This window comes from Brachyspira pilosicoli (genome assembly GCF_019402445.1).
Lineage (GTDB): Bacteria > Spirochaetota > Brachyspiria > Brachyspirales > Brachyspiraceae > Brachyspira > Brachyspira pilosicoli_B.
Window position 1 is genome coordinate 1 of the sequence record NZ_SRZM01000094.1, and the last position, 16,721, is coordinate 16,721.

A 16,721-nucleotide genomic window follows, 5' to 3' on the forward strand; every position below is an offset into this window, starting at 1 on the left:
AATAAAATTAATTTAATATAAATTACAAAATGGAATTGTATTTTTACTATGATATTTTTTTAGATTATATATGTTAATGAATTAATTATAAAACAAAGACATAATCAAAAAAGATTATTATAATTTACTCTTCTTTTTTTATATCAGAGATTATATTATCTACAGAGTTTTTATTAAGGAAGTCTATTTTCTTGCCGTAATTTTTTAAAAGCATTTCTTCATCTTCTGTTTTAACTGCTTTGCTTGATATTATAGTTTTTAGCATATGCATCATTAAAGCATGGTGAATTTTTAATTTATCAAAGTCTATGCATCCTCTCAAAAAATAAAACTTTATATTCTCTTTTTCATTAGGTTTAAAATTCTTATCTAATGAAGCATTATAAATATCCTTATCATTAGGGTCGCCTATACCTATAACAACAGAGTATATTTTTTTATTATTATGTAAACTATTATAAAGTTTTCTAATTGTTTTAATAGCAGATAATTTGCCTGCATATAATGCACTTACGAATATTATTTTATTATAATCATTTAAAGTATTTAAAGATACATGCCCTATTTCAAATATATCAGCATGCAATTTATCTGAAATCCATTTAGAATATGTTTTAGAAGAACCATATTTACTTTTATAAAGCACAGCAATATCTTTTGACATGAGATTATAATATAATAAATAATTTTTTTTGCAATAATAATATTCAATAATTTTAATATAAAAAGCACTTGATTTTTTATCATTCTACTAATAGAATGTATGCAATTATAATTTTATTAAAATATGGAGAAATAATTATGAGTTTCAGAGAAAACAGTTCTTTAAGAAGCGACAGAGTATTAAAGGGTGATGAAAGAGCACCAAATAGGTCTTTATTCTACTCTATGGGTTATACTGATGAAGAATTAAAAAGACCTCTGATTGGAATTATTTCTGCATATAGTGAAATTGTGCCTGGACATATACATCTTGATAAACTTTCTCAAGCTGTTAAGGCTGGTGTTTTAATAGGAGGAGGTACACCTATACTTATACCTTCTATAGGTGTATGTGATGGAATAGCTATGGGACACTTGGGAATGAAATATTCACTTCCTTCAAGAGAGTTAATAGCTGATTCTGTTGAGAGTATGGTTATAGCACATGGATTAGATGGAGTTGTGCTTGTTCCTAACTGCGACAAAATAGTTCCTGGTATGATAATGGGACTTTTGAGAATGAATATACCTGGAATAGTTATAAGCGGAGGAGCTATGCTTCCTGGAGAGCATGGGGATAACAAAGTAAGCTTATCAAATATATTTGAAGCTGTTGGAGCAAAAAAAGCTAATCTTATAAACGATGCTGAATTAGAAGAATATGCTCAGCATACATGCCCTAGCTGCGGTTCTTGTGCGGGAATGTATACTGCTAATAGTATGAATTGTCTTTCTGAGGCTTTAGGGATAGCTTTACCAGGTAACGGAACAATACCTGCTGTTTATTCTGCTAGAACTTTGCTTGCTAAAAAAGCTGGTATGCAGGTTATGGAATTATTGAAAAAAGACATAAAACCATTAGATATAATAACTAAAGAATCTTTCAAAAATGCACTTGCAGTGGACATGGCATTAGGCTGTTCAACAAATAGCGTACTTCACCTACTTGCTATAGCTAATGAGGCTGGAATAGAATTAGACTTAAAAATCATAAATGAAGTAAGCGATCGCACTCCTAATCTTTGTCATTTAGCACCTGCTGGACATAATTATATAGAAGATTTATATAAAGCTGGAGGAATACCTGCTGTTATGAAAGAGCTTGATAAGGGAGGATTTATAAACACTTCTCTTCTCACTGCTACAGGTAAAACAATAGCTGAAAACATAAAAGATGCTGTAAATAAAAACAATAACGTTTTAAGAAATATAGAAAATCCTTATAGTAAAACAGGAGGAATTGCAATACTTTGGGGCAACATTGCAAAAGATGGCTGTGTTGTTAAGCGTTCTGCTGTTGCTGATGAGATGCTTGTACATAAAGGACCTGCTAGAGTATTTGACTCTGAAGAAGAAGCAATAGCTGCAATATATGCTGGTAAAATAAACAAAGGCGATGTTGTAGTTATAAGATATGAAGGACCTAAGGGAGGTCCTGGAATGCGTGAGATGTTAAACCCTACTTCTGCACTCGCTGGTATGAAGCTTGATAAAGATGTTGCATTAATCACTGACGGAAGATTCTCTGGTGCTTCAAGAGGTGCTTCTATAGGGCACGTTTCACCAGAAGCTGCTAGCGGTGGAGAAATAGCATTCATAAAAGAAAATGACATCATTAGTATAGACATTCCTAATCATAAAATCAATTTAGAAATCTCTGATGAAGAAATGGAAAAAAGAAGAAAAGAGATTCCTATTAAACCTTTAAAAGAAATTAGAGGCTGGCTTGGAAGATATAGAAAACTTGTTCAGTCTGCTAATACTGGTGCTGTATTAAAATAATTTTTAATAAAATGATGTTATGGGATATTTAATCCTATAACATCTAATAAGCACTATTAAACCTAAAAGTCATTATAAAAAATTACAGACTGCTTGAATATCTATCTTTTAAGCCAGGATAAAAATTGTTTAGTTTATAGCTGATATAAGCTTAGACTAAATTTATTTTAAATAAAATTTTTTAAAGGAGCGAAATATGATTATTAGAAATTAATTTAAAAAATGGACTTGTTTCATAACTTTTAAAGATATTGGTAATAATTATAGTGTTTAAATTTTATAACGGGGCTTTGCCACGCACCCCACTTCTTTTGCGACCGAAGGAAGTGCCAGCAAAAGGACTGCATTTTTTAATACTAATATATATCAAATATTATTTATATAAAAATTTAATTTTTTTACTAATCAATATTAATAAGTTTTGAAACAAATCTAATATAAAAACAATAAAATAAAAACTAATAAAAAGGATATTAAAATGAAAACACTAAAACAAATAAGTAATTTCTTCGGTAAATATATGTCAGTTATAGTATTAGTTGTAGCAGCATTAGCCTTATTTTTCCCAAAATCTGTAAGCTTTATAAAAACAACTTACGTTAACTATCTTCTTATGACAGCAATGTTCTGTATGGGTATAACATTAAAAATAGAAGATTTTAAAGTGTTATTCACAAGACCAAAAGATATAGCAATAGGGGCAATAGCACAATTCACTATAATGCCATTACTTGCATTCTTACTTTCTTTAGCTTTCAGACTTCCTCCAGAACTTGCAATAGGCGTAATACTTGTAGGCACTTGCCCTGGCGGAATATCATCTAATGTTATAACATATTTAGCTAAAGGAGATGTGCCTTTGTCTGTGGGTATGACTTCTGTATCAACAATACTTGCTCCGCTTGCAACGCCTCTTCTTACTTTGCTTTATGCTGGGGAGAAAATAGATGTTAATGCTGTTAGTATGTTTATATCAATACTTCAAGTTGTAATAGCTCCTATAATATTAGGTTTTGTTATAAATAAATTCTTTCATAAATTTGTTGAGCATTTCAAAGATGTACTTCCTTTAATATCAGTAGTAGCAGTTGTTGCAATAGTAGCGGCTGTTGTATCTGCTAATTCTCAAAGACTTATGCAAGTTGGTCATTTAGTAGTTATAGTTATAATAATACATAATACTTTAGGTTATATGCTTGGATATTTATTAGGTAAGGTTTGTAAGTTCAATAATGCTAAATGTAAAACTATATCTATAGAAGTTGGTATGCAAAATGCTGGATTAGCTTCATCACTAGCTTCAACACATTTTGCTTATATGTCACTCGCTGCTGTACCTGGTGCTATAGGAAGTGTATGGCACTGCATATCAGGTTCTATTGTAGCTAATATAATGGCTTCAAAAATAAAAAAATAAATTATAAAAAACAATAATGAATTTTAATATATGTTATTTAAGTTCATTATTGTTTTAAAGTTTAATTAATACAATTTAAAATATTTTATAATTATTATATATAAAATAATATGTAGTAAACGTATTACATATATATATTATTCAATAAAAAAGCATGCTGTATTTTTGATTTATGAACAAGTTAATAATATTTTTACTGATAAAGTAATTTTTAATACATATAAAATATAGACTATTATTATAAATATAACAAAAAAATCATTTTATTTTTCATAAACTTCGATTTTTTTATCATATTTTAATATAAATTTGAAAAAAAATAAATTTGACAATTTTTTAAGTAAAATTATAATAAAACAACAACAAATATAAGTAAGGGGTAAATTAATGAAAGTAATAGACATAGAAAAAAAACCTAATCTTGAAAATGAAAGAATATTTTTTGGAGATTTTGGGCACTACATAAGAATAGATTCTGTAAGCCATGAAATAGCAAGAAAATTAAAAGAGGCAAGTGAAGGAAATACATGGTTTTCAAAGGAAGTAGACTATAAATCTGATAAAACAAGATTTTCTTCTCTTCCAGAAGATGCTCAAAGGGCTTTTAAGCTTAACATTGCCTATCAAACTCTAATGGATAGCGGTGTTACAAGCGGTTTTTCATCAATATTAAACAGAATAGTTACAAGTTCTATATGGTCTATTCTTTATTCTAGAATAGCTATAGAGGAAGTTATACATGCTGAAAGTTATTCTTACGGACTTTCTGAAGTTTTTGGGCATTTAGCTACTGAAACTTTGGATTTGGTTTATAATGATGAGTTTGTAAAGCATAGAATGGAGAAAGAAGTTGAGCTTTTCTCTTGTGTTGATGATTTATGTAATATAGAAAACAGTGGTGCTAGTCTTGAAGAGAAAAAGAAGGCTGTATTAAAGCTTTTAACTGGTATATATTTGCTTGAGAGTGTAAAATTTCCATTTTCATTTTTAGTAACTTTTACAATCAATAATAGCTACAATGATGCAATTACAGGATTTACAAAAACTATTAAACTAATAGCACATGACGAACTTAATACACATGTACCAACTGGTAAAAATGTTATAGGAATATTAAGAAAAGATGCCAATCAAGGTTTTAAAGAGTTATTTGACAGCGGTTGGTATAATGATATGGCTAAAGAAATGACTGAGTTTACTGTCAATGAAGAGATAAAATGGGCTAAATATTTATTTGACGGTAAAGAAGTTGCTGGTATAAATTCTTCTGTAAGTGAACATTTCATTAAGTATTGGGCTGGTGTAAGATTAAAAGATTTGGGAGTAGATACAGAATATTTAAAAGAGCCTAAATCTGATATTATAGATTGGTTTAATGCCTACAGAGATATTAATAAACAAAACGCTGCACTTCAAGAGACAACAAACACCTCTTATCAAAAAGGTGCATTAAAAAACGATTTATAATACAGGGTTAATTTATTATGATAGAACTTACCAAAGATAAAAAGCATATTATTATCAAAAGAGACGGCAGAGAAGAACCATTTAACGAAGAAAAATTAAAAAAAGTTATTAACTGGGCTACAGACGGAAAAGAAGGCTTTACTAATGCATTGCTAGAAGGTCTAAACATAAAAATAAACGATAGAATGAAAATAGAAGTTCTATATGATGAGCTAATAAACACAGCAGTAAATAAAATAAGCCCGCTCTACCCTTCTTATGATACTATAGCAGAAAAATTGTATCTTATGAAGATATATAAAGAAACCTGCAAATTAAAAAAGACAGGAAGCTATCCTCATATAAAAACTTTTCTTAAAAAAGGAGTTAAACATAAAGTATACGATAAAAATATAGTATCATTATTTTCAGATAAAGAGCTTGATAAAATTAACTCTATGATAGTTCCAGATAGGGATTTACTATTTACATATAAAGGACTTGCTATATTTTATAGGAAGTATTGTAAAAACATAGGAAGCAAAAAGCTAGAACTTCCACAAATTACCTATATGGTTGCTGCGATGTTTTCTTTTTATGATGATTTTTATAAGGGCAGCAATAAAGATATAGTTGAAAAAAGTAAAGCTGATAGATTAAAATATATAAAAAGAACTTATGATATGCTTTCTAAACATGAGGTAACATTTGCAACACCAAGAATAGCAAATAGTATGTCTATAAGACCTCAGCTTGCAAGCTGTATATTAAATACTCCAGATGATGATACTTGGAGCTTAAATCAAACTGATGGAAATATGGCATTATACTCAAAGTTTTCTGGCGGTATAGCTTATGATGCTTCATATATAAGAGCTTCTGGTTCTACTATACAAAGCAATAGAGGACGTTCTGACGGACCTGTGCCTTTTATTAAAAGAACAGAGCAGACAATATCATCATTCAATCAGGGAGGCGTGAGAAAAGGAGCTTGTGTTATCACTTTCCCTTGGTGGCATTTAGATGTATTAGACCTTATTATGCTTAAAGATGCAGGCGGTACAGAAGATACTAGGGCTAGAAAATTAGTTTACTCTATTAGAATAAGCAACATATTAAGAGAACGTGTTAATAAAGATGAATATATTACATTATTTGACCCTAAAGAGACTCCACTTCTAAATGAAGAGTTTGGAGAAAACTTTAATGTAGCTTATATATATTATGAGAGTAAATCTTCTATTAGAAAAAAGAGAATTAAGGCAAAGGATTTATTATTTCAAATATTAAAAGTAAGACAAGAAACTGGAAACTTATACCTTACATTTGTAGATAATATTAACGAACAGAATATGGTTAATAAATTTGTAGGGGCTTCTAATCTTTGTCAAGAAATAGTTATTCCTTCTTTTCCTTCTAAATTGATAGAAGAGAAATATGTTGTTAATGAAGATGGAAGTTATGAGATAGTACAGAGAAAGAAAAGCGGTGAGATTGGTATATGTAATTTGGTTTCTGTAAACTTAATGTCTTGGGTTAATTTTAGCGAAGAGAAGAAAAAGTCATTTTGCTACACTCTTTTAAGAGGCTGCGATAATATTATAGACAGTCAGTTTTATCCTGTAAAAGAAGGAGAGATTGCAAACAAGAAAAATAGACCCATTGGTATAGGGGTTATTAATTATGCCAATTTATTAGCATCAAACAAATTGAAATATACTGATAAAGAGGCATTAGAGTTTACAAACAAAATATTTGAAGATTTATATTATCACATATATGAAGCTTCTAATATATTGGCAAAAGAGCGAGGACCTTACAAAACATTTAATGAATCTAAATGGAGAGAAGGAAAAACTCCTGTTCATATATCACTTTTAAACAAAAGTTCTAATTTGAAATTTGATATAGATATGGATAAGTGGAATAAGCTAGCAGAGAATATAAAAAATTATGGAGTTAGGTTTTCATTCCACGGAGCAATAGCACCAACTGCTACTTCTGGAAAAAGTGTATCTGCCACAGAAAGTATAGAGCCTATAGTAGATTTATTTTTCGTAGAAGAAGGTATACAAACCCTCCCTAGCTTAGCACCTAATTTGAAAAAAAATAGAGAATATTATGAAAGATGTTGGGATATACCAGCAAAAACTATAATAGAATTGGCCGCTATAAGACAAAGATATATAGACCAATCACAATCTTTAAATCTCTATTATGTAAAACCAGATTCTGCAAAAGAGCTTTGGGACGATATTCAATATGCTATGGATTTAGGGCTTAAAACGCTTTATTATATGAAAACGCCTAAATCTAATTTTGAGCTTGAAGAAGTTTGTGAGTCTTGTACTTGATAAAATTAAGATAATAATATAATAATTAATAAAAGCCCTGTAATAATTTACGGGGCTTTATTTTTTTATTTAATATTTATAAATACATAAAAAAACCGCTATAACCTTTTTCAAGATTACAGCGGGTACATATTGTAAATATTTTTTAATTCTTTATTTATTTTAAGCAAGTGCTTTTTTAGCTACTTCAACAACAGCCTCAAACGCTTTATAATCATCAATAGCTAAATTAGATAAAGCTTTTCTATCTATTAAAACATTAGCTTTTTTAAGACCATTAATAAACTTACTGTAAGATATACCTAAAGGTCTGCATGCAGCATTGATACGAAGAGTCCATAATCTTCTCATCATTCTCTTTTTCTGTCTTCTATCACGGTAAGCATATTTTAAGCCTCTTATTACAGCCTCTTTAGCCTGCTTTGTTTGCTTGCTATGAGAACCATAATAGCCCTTAGCCATTTTTAATATTTTTTTAACTTTTTTCTTTCTTACTATTCCGCTAACTGCTCTCATTTTAGTCTCCTTTTAATATTATCTACCGTAAGGCATTAATCTTGGCATCTCTAACATATTAGTATCATCAGCAATTCTTGCTTTACGATACTTTCTTTTAGTGTCAGGTCTTTTGCTTAAGAATTTGTGGCTACCAAATGCATGAGCGAACTTTACTTTACCAGTCTTAGAGAATCTAAAACGTTTTTTAGCACCGCTTTTTGTTTTTAACTTTTGTTTCATAAACTAATATCCTTTAAAAATTATATTTACTATATGCTCAATCTACTTGTATGATAAGTACGAAGTAGTTAGTGGGCTTAAAAAATTAATTATATTTACTTATTCTTCAGTATTATCTGAAGCTTCTTTTTTAGAAGATTCTTCAGCATCAGAAGAAGAAGTCTTTTTCATTTTCATTGGATTAAGCACTGCAGAAAGATTTTTGCCTTCTAATTTAGCAGGCTTTTCTGTAGAAGCTTCATTTTCCAAATCTTGTATAATTTTATTAATAAGGTCATAACCAAACTCTGTATGAGCCATCTCACGGCCTCTAAACATAATAGTGATTTTTACCTTATTGCCTTCATCTAAGAACTCACGAATATGTTTCATCTTAAAGTTATAATCATGTATGCTTATTTGAGGACGCATCTTGATTTCTTTAAGCTGAACTGACTTTTGTTTTTTCTTAGCTTCTTTACTCTTTTTCTGAATATCAAATTTATACTTACCATAATTGATAATCTTACAAACAGGAGGCTCTGCTGTAGGAACTATCTCTACCAAATCTGAACCCTCTTCCTTGGCTAAAGCTAAAGCATCTTTTATGCTCATAATACCAAGGCTTCCTCTCTCATCATGTACTACCCTAACTTCTGGTGCAGTAATAAACTGATTAATTCTCTCTCCTTCTTTTTTTACTGTTGCCATTATTTAGCTACCTCATTTAGTAGTAAATATAGAATCATTCATTCTCTCCTTAGATTCTTTCTGTAGTTTTTCCATAAACTCAGTTAAATCCATATCTTTAATTTCTTGTGAAGAACGTGTTCTAATAGATAATTTACCATTAGAAACTTCCTCGGCTCCTATTATAACTGTATATGGAGTTCTTTGCAAGCGATATTTTTTTATCTTAGTACCTAAATTATCATTACTTTCATCAATTTCTACTCTGAAGCCTGATTCTTTTAGCTTTTTAGCTACTTCATGAACTCTATTTATTTGTGCCTCTTCATTAAGAACATTAACAACAGCCACCTGTATTGGAGATAACCATAGAGGGAACTTACCATTATAATGCTCTACCAATATACCTATAAAACGCTCCATTGAACCAAGTATAGCCCTGTGAAGCATTACAGGAGTATGTTTTTTACCGTCTTTACCCTCATAACTAATCTCAAATCTCATAGGAAGTGAGAAGTCAACTTGTAAAGTACCGCATTGCCAATTTCTGTCAAGAACATCTTTAATATTAAAGTCTATTTTAGGACCATAGAAAGCTCCGTCGCCTTCATTAACTTTGTAGCTTATGCCAAGTTTATCCAAAGCATTCATTAAAGATTTAGTAGCAAGTTCCCAAATCTCATCGCTTCCTATTGATTTTGCTGGTCTTGTAGAAACAAATATTTCAAAGTCCTTAAAACCAAAGTCTTTATATACAGATAAATAATATTCTATAGTATTAATAATCTCATCGCCTAATTGCTCTTCTGTACAGAATATATGAGCATCATCTTGAGTGAAAGCTCTTACTCTAAATAGTCCATGCAAAGCTCCAGAAAGCTCATGTCTATGCACAAAACCTAACTCAGCAACTCTTAAAGGCAAATCTCTATAACTATGTATATTAGAATTATAAACAATCAAACCGCCTGGGCAGTTCATAGGTTTTACAGCATATTTAGTATCATCAATTTCTGTAAAATACATATTTTCTTTATAGTTATCCCAGTGTCCGCTTCTATGCCATAATTCTTCATTAAGTATAGCAGGAGTTTTAATCTCAACATATCCGCGTTTATCATTCTCATTTCTTATATATGATTCAACTGCCTTATAAATAATCATACCATTAGGGTGCCAGAAAGGAAAACCTGGACCTTCATCATGGAAGCTAAATAAGTTTAATTCTTTACCTAATTTTCTATGGTCTCTCTCTTTTGCCTCTTTAAGTTTTTTGAGATATTTATCTAATGCCTCTTTACTTTCAAAAGCAGTACCATATATACGAGAAAGCATTTTATTGTTTGAATCGCCTCTCCAATAGCTTCCTGCAACAGACATAAGTTTATAAGATTTTATATAGCCTGTTGAAGGTACATGAGGTCCTCTACAAAGGTCTATAAAATCACCTTGTTCATAGAATGATACAGTATCTGCGTCTATGCCTTCTATAATTTCAACTTTATATGGTTCATTTGCTTTTTTAAAATATTCTATAGCTTCATCTTTTTTCATTACTTTTCTTACTACAGGAATATTTTCTTTTACAATTTTTTTCATTTCATCTTCAATTTTTGGCAAATCTTCTTCAGTAAAAGGTTTCTCAGCATCAAAGTCATAATAAAAACCGTCTTTAATAGCTGGACCTATAGTAACTTGAGTATTAGGATAAAGTCTTCTAACTGCCTGAGCCATTAGGTGGCTTGTAGAGTGTCTTAATATTTCAAGCCCTTCATCGGTGGTGGTAAGTATCAATTCTAAATCGCCGTCTGTTTCAGGCGTATATGTAAGGTCAACTTGTGTTCCATTAAACTTTGCTGCTACTGCATCTTTGGAATCTTTTTTTGCGTTTTGTTTAAGGAAGTCTAATAAAGACTCTCCGCCAGACAAATCATAAGACTGTCCTAAATAATTAATTTTTGACATTATAACACCTCTTTGAATTGATACTTTATTATTTACAAAATATGCAAATAATTTGAAATATTATAACATATTTTGTTTTATAGTCAATTAGAATAACATATTTAAATTTATTAGAATAAAGTAATATTATAAAAACTAATTTTTACAAACTTAAAAATTCTCACTGCATAAAAAAAGAGAGTTAAAAAACAATTAACTCTCCTCTTAATTTCTTATTTTTACAATATTATCTTTTTAATTTTCTGCCTTCTTTATCAGTAAATTTGTCTAAGAGTATCATTACGATATCTACAATATACCATATACCTAAACCTCCAGCAGTAAGCCAATATAGTATACCTGTTCCTATTTTTCCTACATAAAATCTGTGTACTGGCAAAAATATTGCTAAAATTAATGTAACAACCCAGCTTTTGTCTGAAATTTCCATATAACTCTCCTTAAAGTTTATTTACCATACGATAGTATACTATATTACAAAAAATGCAAATAAAAGGCCGACACATACAAAACTATGCCAGCCTTAAAAAATTAAAAATGAATAATCAATTTAACGCCTTTAATTCTTCAACCTCTTTAGCAAACAATTTTAAAGCACTTTCTACCACATCAGGTTTAGTCATATCAACACCAGCCACTTTTAGGTTTTCTATAGGAGTTCTGCTTCCTCCGCTCCTTAAGAATTTTAAATAGTTATCTCTGTTTGTGTAGTCATTTTTAGCATTGCCTTCAAGTACTCCATTAGATAAAGCAACAGCAGCAGACATACCAGTAGCATATTTATAAACATAGAACGAGCGATAAAAATGAGGTATTCTCAAAGCCTCTAAATCACTTACCTCTTCAAGAACCGATTTTTCTCCAAAATATTTTTTAAGTAAGTCTTTATAAACATTTCTTATAAGCTCTAATGTTGTAGGGTTGCCTTCTTCTGCTTCTTTGTGAATGATATGCTCAAACTCTGCAAACATTGTCTGTCTAAATACTGTAGCAACAAATCCGTTTATGTCTTTATTGAGTAAAAATGCCTTAACTTCTTTTTTACTTTCATTTTGCATAAGATAATTAAATAAAAGTTTTTCATTGAAAGTGGATGCAACTTCAGCTTCAAATATGGTGTAATCATGATGCTGGAATGGGTTATTTTTTCTGCTGTAGTAACTATGCATGCTATGTCCTGCCTCATGTGCTAAAGTAAATACTGATTCAATGCTTTCATCTCTGAAGTTCATCAATATATAAGGCTCTGATGTATAGCAGCCAGCTGAAAATGCTCCGCTAGTTTTTCCTTTATTCTCATATTTATCAACCCATCTTGAATTAAGACCTTTTGTGAGAGTTGATACATATTCTTCACCCAGTGGTGATAAAGCTTTATTTAAAACTTCTATTGCTTCATTAAATGTATGATGCAACTTAACATCTTTTACCACTGGGGCATATTTGTCATATTGCCTAAAGTCGTTAATACCTAATTTATTAGCACAATATTCGTAGTAGCTATGAAGTGCAGGTAAAGCATTATGCACACTTTCAATTAAACTATCATAAACACTCACAGGTATATCATCAGCAAATAATTCCATCTCGCGTACGCTGTTATAATTTCTTATTCTAGCATCAAATATATCCTGTTTAATTTGGCTTGCATAAAGTTCTGCTAATGTATTTTTGTGTTTATCATACTCTTTATAAAATTGATTATAGCTATTTTTTCTTATTTCTCTATCTTGGCTTTCCTGAAAACTTGAAAATGTTGCATGAGTTAAAGGAGTTTTTTTGCCGTTATGTTCTAATTCTCCAAAGTCTAAATCTGCGTCATTTAAAGTGTCAAATACATTAGAAGCAGTTGAAGACAATTCACTTTGTAATGCTAATATTCTCTCCTCTTTTTCTGACAATGTATGAGGTTTATATTTTAATATGTTTCTTAAATAAATTAAATAATCTTTTAATACTTCATCTTTCAAAAAGTTATTAATCTTTTCATCATCTATACTCATAAGTTCAGGTTCAAAATAACTTAAATTAGCTGAAAACTCTGAAGAAAGTTTTGCAAATCTTGCCACTTTTATATTAGAATCATTATTAGTTAAATCTTCTGTTTGTTTTAAGAATGCATAAGAGCCTAACTTTTCTAAAACAATAGAAGCCTTCATTATAGTATCTAATATGTTTTTTAATTCTGCTGCTGAGCTAGATAATTTTCCTTTAAACTTACTAACTTCCTTTGAAAAATCTTCCATTGATTTAAAATCTTTTTCAAACTCTTCATCATTTTTATATAATAAACTTAAATCCCAAGTATCTTCTATTTTTACATCTTTTCTTTCTATTAAAGTATTTGATTTATTTTCATTGCTCATATAATATTCACTCCTTAATAATATTTTTTTATAAAACATATTTAACCGATATTGGTAAATTATAACATAATATAGCCTTTTACAAAATAAAAAATCAATATATTATATAATAGTAATATAAAATATTTATTTTTGGAATATTATCTTGGAACAATATATTATTCTTAATAAAAAAACAACTGAAGAGCAAATTAAAACATTAAATGAAATTATAAAAAATAATAATTTGCATAAATTAAATAATGAATTAGAAAAAATATTATATAATGAATTAAAAGCTGGAAACACAATAAGAGAAATATCTGTTGGCGGTTTTGGAGATGAAAAACATTTATATATTTTTCTAAATAAACCTTTTATTGAAAAAATAATAAAAGATACTAAAAATACAAAGTATATAGAAATTAATGACCCTCATTATTGGAAGGCAGAATATACAGATATAAAAAATAAACAAACTATAGCCTGTCCTTTTTAAAAACTATAACATAAGGAGATTTACAATGGAAACTTTAAATTTTAATAATATAGAACAAATTATGACATTTTACCTAATATTTAATTTTATAATACTTCTATGCCTAATATATATAGTAGTATCTTTAATATTTAGATTAATACCAAAAAAGAAAGAAGAAAATAAAAAAGAAGATACAAAGCAAAAAACAAAAAACATAAAAAGAAGAAAAAAGAAAGATATAATCGAATTATTTTGGACTGAAGACAAAGATAGTAAATCAAAAACTATTATAAAAAGAGTTATTTTTATATTTTTTATAATATTTACATCATACTATATATTTAATTCTATAAGTTTTATTATAGAAAACATTGATGTTGTAAAAAGAGTATTAAAAATAGAATAATAAAAAATCAATATATGTAATTTTAAACAGTTGATTTTTAGAGTTAAAAGGTATATAAATATATTATAAATATATTTTTTAAAAGAGATTATTATTTATGAATGTATTTATGATTGCAAGTGAAGCCTATCCATTTTCAAAAACTGGAGGCTTAGGAGATATTGCTGGAAATCTTCCGCATGCTTTAAAACAAGTAAACGTTAATAGTTCTTTAATAATACCACTCTATAAAGACAACTACAAATTAATAAACAATAACATATACACCTCATTCAATATAAAGCTTGGCTCAGAAACAATACAAACAGAAATTATCAAACACAAATACAATAATATTGATGTTTATTTTGTAAAGAATGATTTTTTATTTAAAAGAAACGGCATATATTCAGAAAACTCTAAAGACTATGAAGATAATGCAAAAAGGTTTATAGCTTTTACTAAGAGTGCAATAGAATTATTAATTTATTTACACAAACAAGAAAATATAAAAATAGATATAGTTCATTTACATGATTGGCAAAGTGCATTGGCAGCCATTTATATAAAAGAAATATACAACACCGAAGAAGCTTTTAAAAATACAAAAGTAATATTTACTATTCATAACCTAGCCTATCAAGGTAATTTTAATACAGACATATACTCACTTCTCAATATCTCATGGAAATATTTTATACCAAGCAGAATAGAGTTTTATGGATATGTGAGCTTTATAAAGGCAGGTATTATACTTTCAGACATAGTAACAACAGTAAGCCCAAATTATGCCAAAGAAATACAAACAGAAGAGTTTGGATGCGGATTAAACAATTTACTTTTAAACAAAAATGAACAAGGTAAATTATTCGGCGTATTAAACGGCATGCATGACACTCAATGGAATCCAACAACAGATAAATACATAAAATACAATTATGATATAAATACAAAAGAAAAAAAGAAATTAATAAGAAATGCTTTATATAAAGAATTAAAAATAAAAGAAAAAAATTATCCATTAGTTACAATGATATCAAGATTCGACCCTCAAAAGGGGCTTGATTTAATATATTCATCTTTCTTTGAGATTTCTACTTATGATGCTAATTTTATATTTTTATTTAGCAGCAATAATTATTTTAAAGACTTTGAAAATGATTTTGTAGCGAGAGTAAAAAGGGCAAAAAACATAAGAGTGTTATTTTTATTTGATGAAGCATTAGCACATAAGCTAACAGCAGCAAGTGATATGTATTTGATGCCAAGCAGATTTGAACCTTGCGGACTTAATCAAATATACAGTATGAAATATGGAAGCCTTCCAATAGTGCATTCTGTAGGCGGTCTTAAAGATACAGTTATAAATTACAACGGAGCTAAAACAATAAAAAAAGCAACTGGTTTTTCATTTAATGAATATTCTCAAAAGTCATTCGTTGAGGCTATGGACTTAGCTTTCGATTTATATTATAATAATAAAAATCATTTCGATAATCTTGTAGATAATGCTATGAAAAAAGATTATTCGCTTTTAAAAACTGCTTTAGAATATAAAAAACTTTATAATAAAGTTTTAAAAAATAAATAAAAAATCATTTAGGAGGGGTTTATGCCAAAAGATCCAAGCTTTGATATAGTTTCAGTAGTAGATATGCAGGTTATGGACGATTGTGTTAATGTTGCTGTAAAAGAAATAAGCAATAGATTCGATTTTAAAGGGCAAAATATCACAATAGAATTAAACAAAGGTGAAAAAACTGTAACCATAACAGCACCTGCAGAGTTTGTACTTAATCAAGTAAAAGATATTTTATTTCAGAAGTTTATTAAAAGAGGCTTAAATCAAAAAAGTTTAAGAGAAAAGAAAAAAGAAAAAGCAAGCGGTGATGCTGTAAGAGAGATAAATGAAATAGTTAATGGTATAGATAAAGATTTAGCCAAAGAAATAGTAAAAGATATAAAAGATATGAAACTAAAAGTTCAGGCAAGCATACAAGATGAACAAGTGAGAGTGTCAGGTGCTAAAAAAGATGATTTACAAGCTGTAATTACTATGCTAAAAGGAAAAGATTATCCTATACCTTTGCAATTTGTAAACTTTAGATAATAATATTTTTTATCGTTAAAACAAAAAAGGCTTTATTATTAAAAAATAATAGAGCCTTTTTTATTTAAGCAAACTAAAATATTATAGCATGCTATCAACCATAGCTTTAATGTTTTCGATAGTAGCTTCTTCTTTAGTTACTTCTTTTACTTTAGCACCGTCTTTATAAATGGCAATAGTAGGAAGTCCTAAAATCTTCTCACGAATAGCTAATCTTCTTGCTTTAGAAGTATTAAAAGAATAGAAAGGTACTTTACCTTCATATTGTTTAGCTAATTCATGAACATGAGGCATTAATGCTTTACAAGGTTCACAAGTATCGCCAAA

16 protein-coding genes are annotated in these 16,721 nt (G+C 28.8%); 8 read left to right on the forward strand and 8 right to left on the reverse strand.

Annotation, left to right across the window (positions count from 1 at the left end):
• Window positions 1-124 precede the first annotated feature (124 nt).
• Window positions 125-664 (reverse strand): flavodoxin domain-containing protein, encoded by a 540-nt coding sequence (locus tag E6A48_RS03780; RefSeq protein WP_219708688.1) that lies wholly within the window; start codon window positions 662-664, stop codon window positions 125-127.
• 137 nt (window positions 665-801) lie between these two features.
• Here E6A48_RS03780 and ilvD point away from each other — a divergent pair, with 137 nt between their 5' ends.
• The 4 genes from ilvD to E6A48_RS03800 all read left to right on the forward strand — a co-directional run bounded on the left by ilvD (window position 802) and on the right by E6A48_RS03800 (window position 7,701).
• Window positions 802-2,484, forward strand: a complete 1,683-nt coding sequence (ilvD, locus tag E6A48_RS03785; RefSeq protein ID WP_219708689.1) for a dihydroxy-acid dehydratase — start codon at window positions 802-804, stop codon at window positions 2,482-2,484.
• A 478-nt stretch (window positions 2,485-2,962) separates the two neighbouring features.
• Complete coding sequence (locus E6A48_RS03790; RefSeq protein ID WP_219708690.1) at window positions 2,963-3,901, forward strand: bile acid:sodium symporter family protein; 939 nt, start codon at window positions 2,963-2,965, stop codon at window positions 3,899-3,901.
• A gap of 387 nt (window positions 3,902-4,288) precedes the next feature.
• The gene (locus E6A48_RS03795; protein ID WP_219708691.1) at window positions 4,289-5,368 is read left to right on the forward strand and encodes a ribonucleotide-diphosphate reductase subunit beta; all 1,080 of its coding nucleotides are present in this window, start codon (window positions 4,289-4,291) and stop codon (window positions 5,366-5,368) included.
• Window positions 5,369-5,385: 17 nt separating this feature from the next.
• On the forward strand, window positions 5,386-7,701 hold the full coding sequence (locus E6A48_RS03800) for a ribonucleoside-diphosphate reductase subunit alpha (protein ID WP_219708693.1): 2,316 nt from the start codon (window positions 5,386-5,388) through the stop codon (window positions 7,699-7,701).
• 162 nt (window positions 7,702-7,863) lie between these two features.
• On the opposite strand, the gene rplT is transcribed toward E6A48_RS03800, so the two are convergent.
• The 6 genes from rplT to pepF all read right to left on the reverse strand — a co-directional run bounded on the left by rplT (window position 7,864) and on the right by pepF (window position 13,439).
• Window positions 7,864-8,217, reverse strand: coding sequence for a 50S ribosomal protein L20 (gene rplT / locus E6A48_RS03805; RefSeq protein ID WP_013243468.1), 354 nt, complete (start codon window positions 8,215-8,217; stop codon window positions 7,864-7,866).
• A gap of 18 nt (window positions 8,218-8,235) precedes the next feature.
• Window positions 8,236-8,439, reverse strand: coding sequence for a 50S ribosomal protein L35 (gene rpmI / locus E6A48_RS03810; RefSeq protein WP_008725923.1), 204 nt, complete (start codon window positions 8,437-8,439; stop codon window positions 8,236-8,238).
• Window positions 8,440-8,538: 99 nt separating this feature from the next.
• A complete protein-coding gene (gene infC, locus E6A48_RS03815; RefSeq protein ID WP_219708694.1) occupies window positions 8,539-9,129 on the reverse strand; it encodes a translation initiation factor IF-3 in 591 nt (196 codons plus the stop codon).
• Between the two features lie 12 nt (window positions 9,130-9,141).
• Complete coding sequence (gene thrS, locus E6A48_RS03820) at window positions 9,142-11,073, reverse strand: threonine--tRNA ligase (RefSeq protein WP_219708696.1); 1,932 nt, start codon at window positions 11,071-11,073, stop codon at window positions 9,142-9,144.
• A 226-nt stretch (window positions 11,074-11,299) separates the two neighbouring features.
• Window positions 11,300-11,503, reverse strand: coding sequence for a TM2 domain-containing protein (locus E6A48_RS03825; protein ID WP_219708697.1), 204 nt, complete (start codon window positions 11,501-11,503; stop codon window positions 11,300-11,302).
• A gap of 115 nt (window positions 11,504-11,618) precedes the next feature.
• Window positions 11,619-13,439, reverse strand: coding sequence for an oligoendopeptidase F (gene pepF / locus E6A48_RS03830; protein WP_219708698.1), 1,821 nt, complete (start codon window positions 13,437-13,439; stop codon window positions 11,619-11,621).
• 145 nt (window positions 13,440-13,584) lie between these two features.
• Here pepF and E6A48_RS03835 point away from each other — a divergent pair, with 145 nt between their 5' ends.
• The 4 genes from E6A48_RS03835 (at window position 13,585) to E6A48_RS03850 (ending at window position 16,394) form a co-directional block, all read left to right on the forward strand.
• Window positions 13,585-13,917 carry a hypothetical protein gene (locus E6A48_RS03835; protein ID WP_219708699.1) on the forward strand — a complete coding sequence of 111 codons (333 nt, stop codon included), beginning with the start codon at window positions 13,585-13,587 and terminating at the stop codon, window positions 13,915-13,917.
• 25 nt (window positions 13,918-13,942) lie between these two features.
• Window positions 13,943-14,305: a hypothetical protein gene (locus E6A48_RS03840; protein ID WP_219708701.1), complete on the forward strand. Its 363-nt coding sequence runs from the start codon at window positions 13,943-13,945 to the stop codon at window positions 14,303-14,305.
• A 97-nt stretch (window positions 14,306-14,402) separates the two neighbouring features.
• Window positions 14,403-15,875: a glycogen synthase gene (locus tag E6A48_RS03845; protein WP_219708703.1), complete on the forward strand. Its 1,473-nt coding sequence runs from the start codon at window positions 14,403-14,405 to the stop codon at window positions 15,873-15,875.
• A 21-nt stretch (window positions 15,876-15,896) separates the two neighbouring features.
• On the forward strand, window positions 15,897-16,394 hold the full coding sequence (locus E6A48_RS03850) for a YajQ family cyclic di-GMP-binding protein (RefSeq protein WP_013243475.1): 498 nt from the start codon (window positions 15,897-15,899) through the stop codon (window positions 16,392-16,394).
• Between the two features lie 81 nt (window positions 16,395-16,475).
• Here the strand turns inward: E6A48_RS03850 and E6A48_RS03855 are convergent.
• Window positions 16,476-16,721 (reverse strand): thioredoxin family protein (locus E6A48_RS03855; protein ID WP_219708704.1); only part of this gene is annotated, 246 nt, incomplete at its 5' end.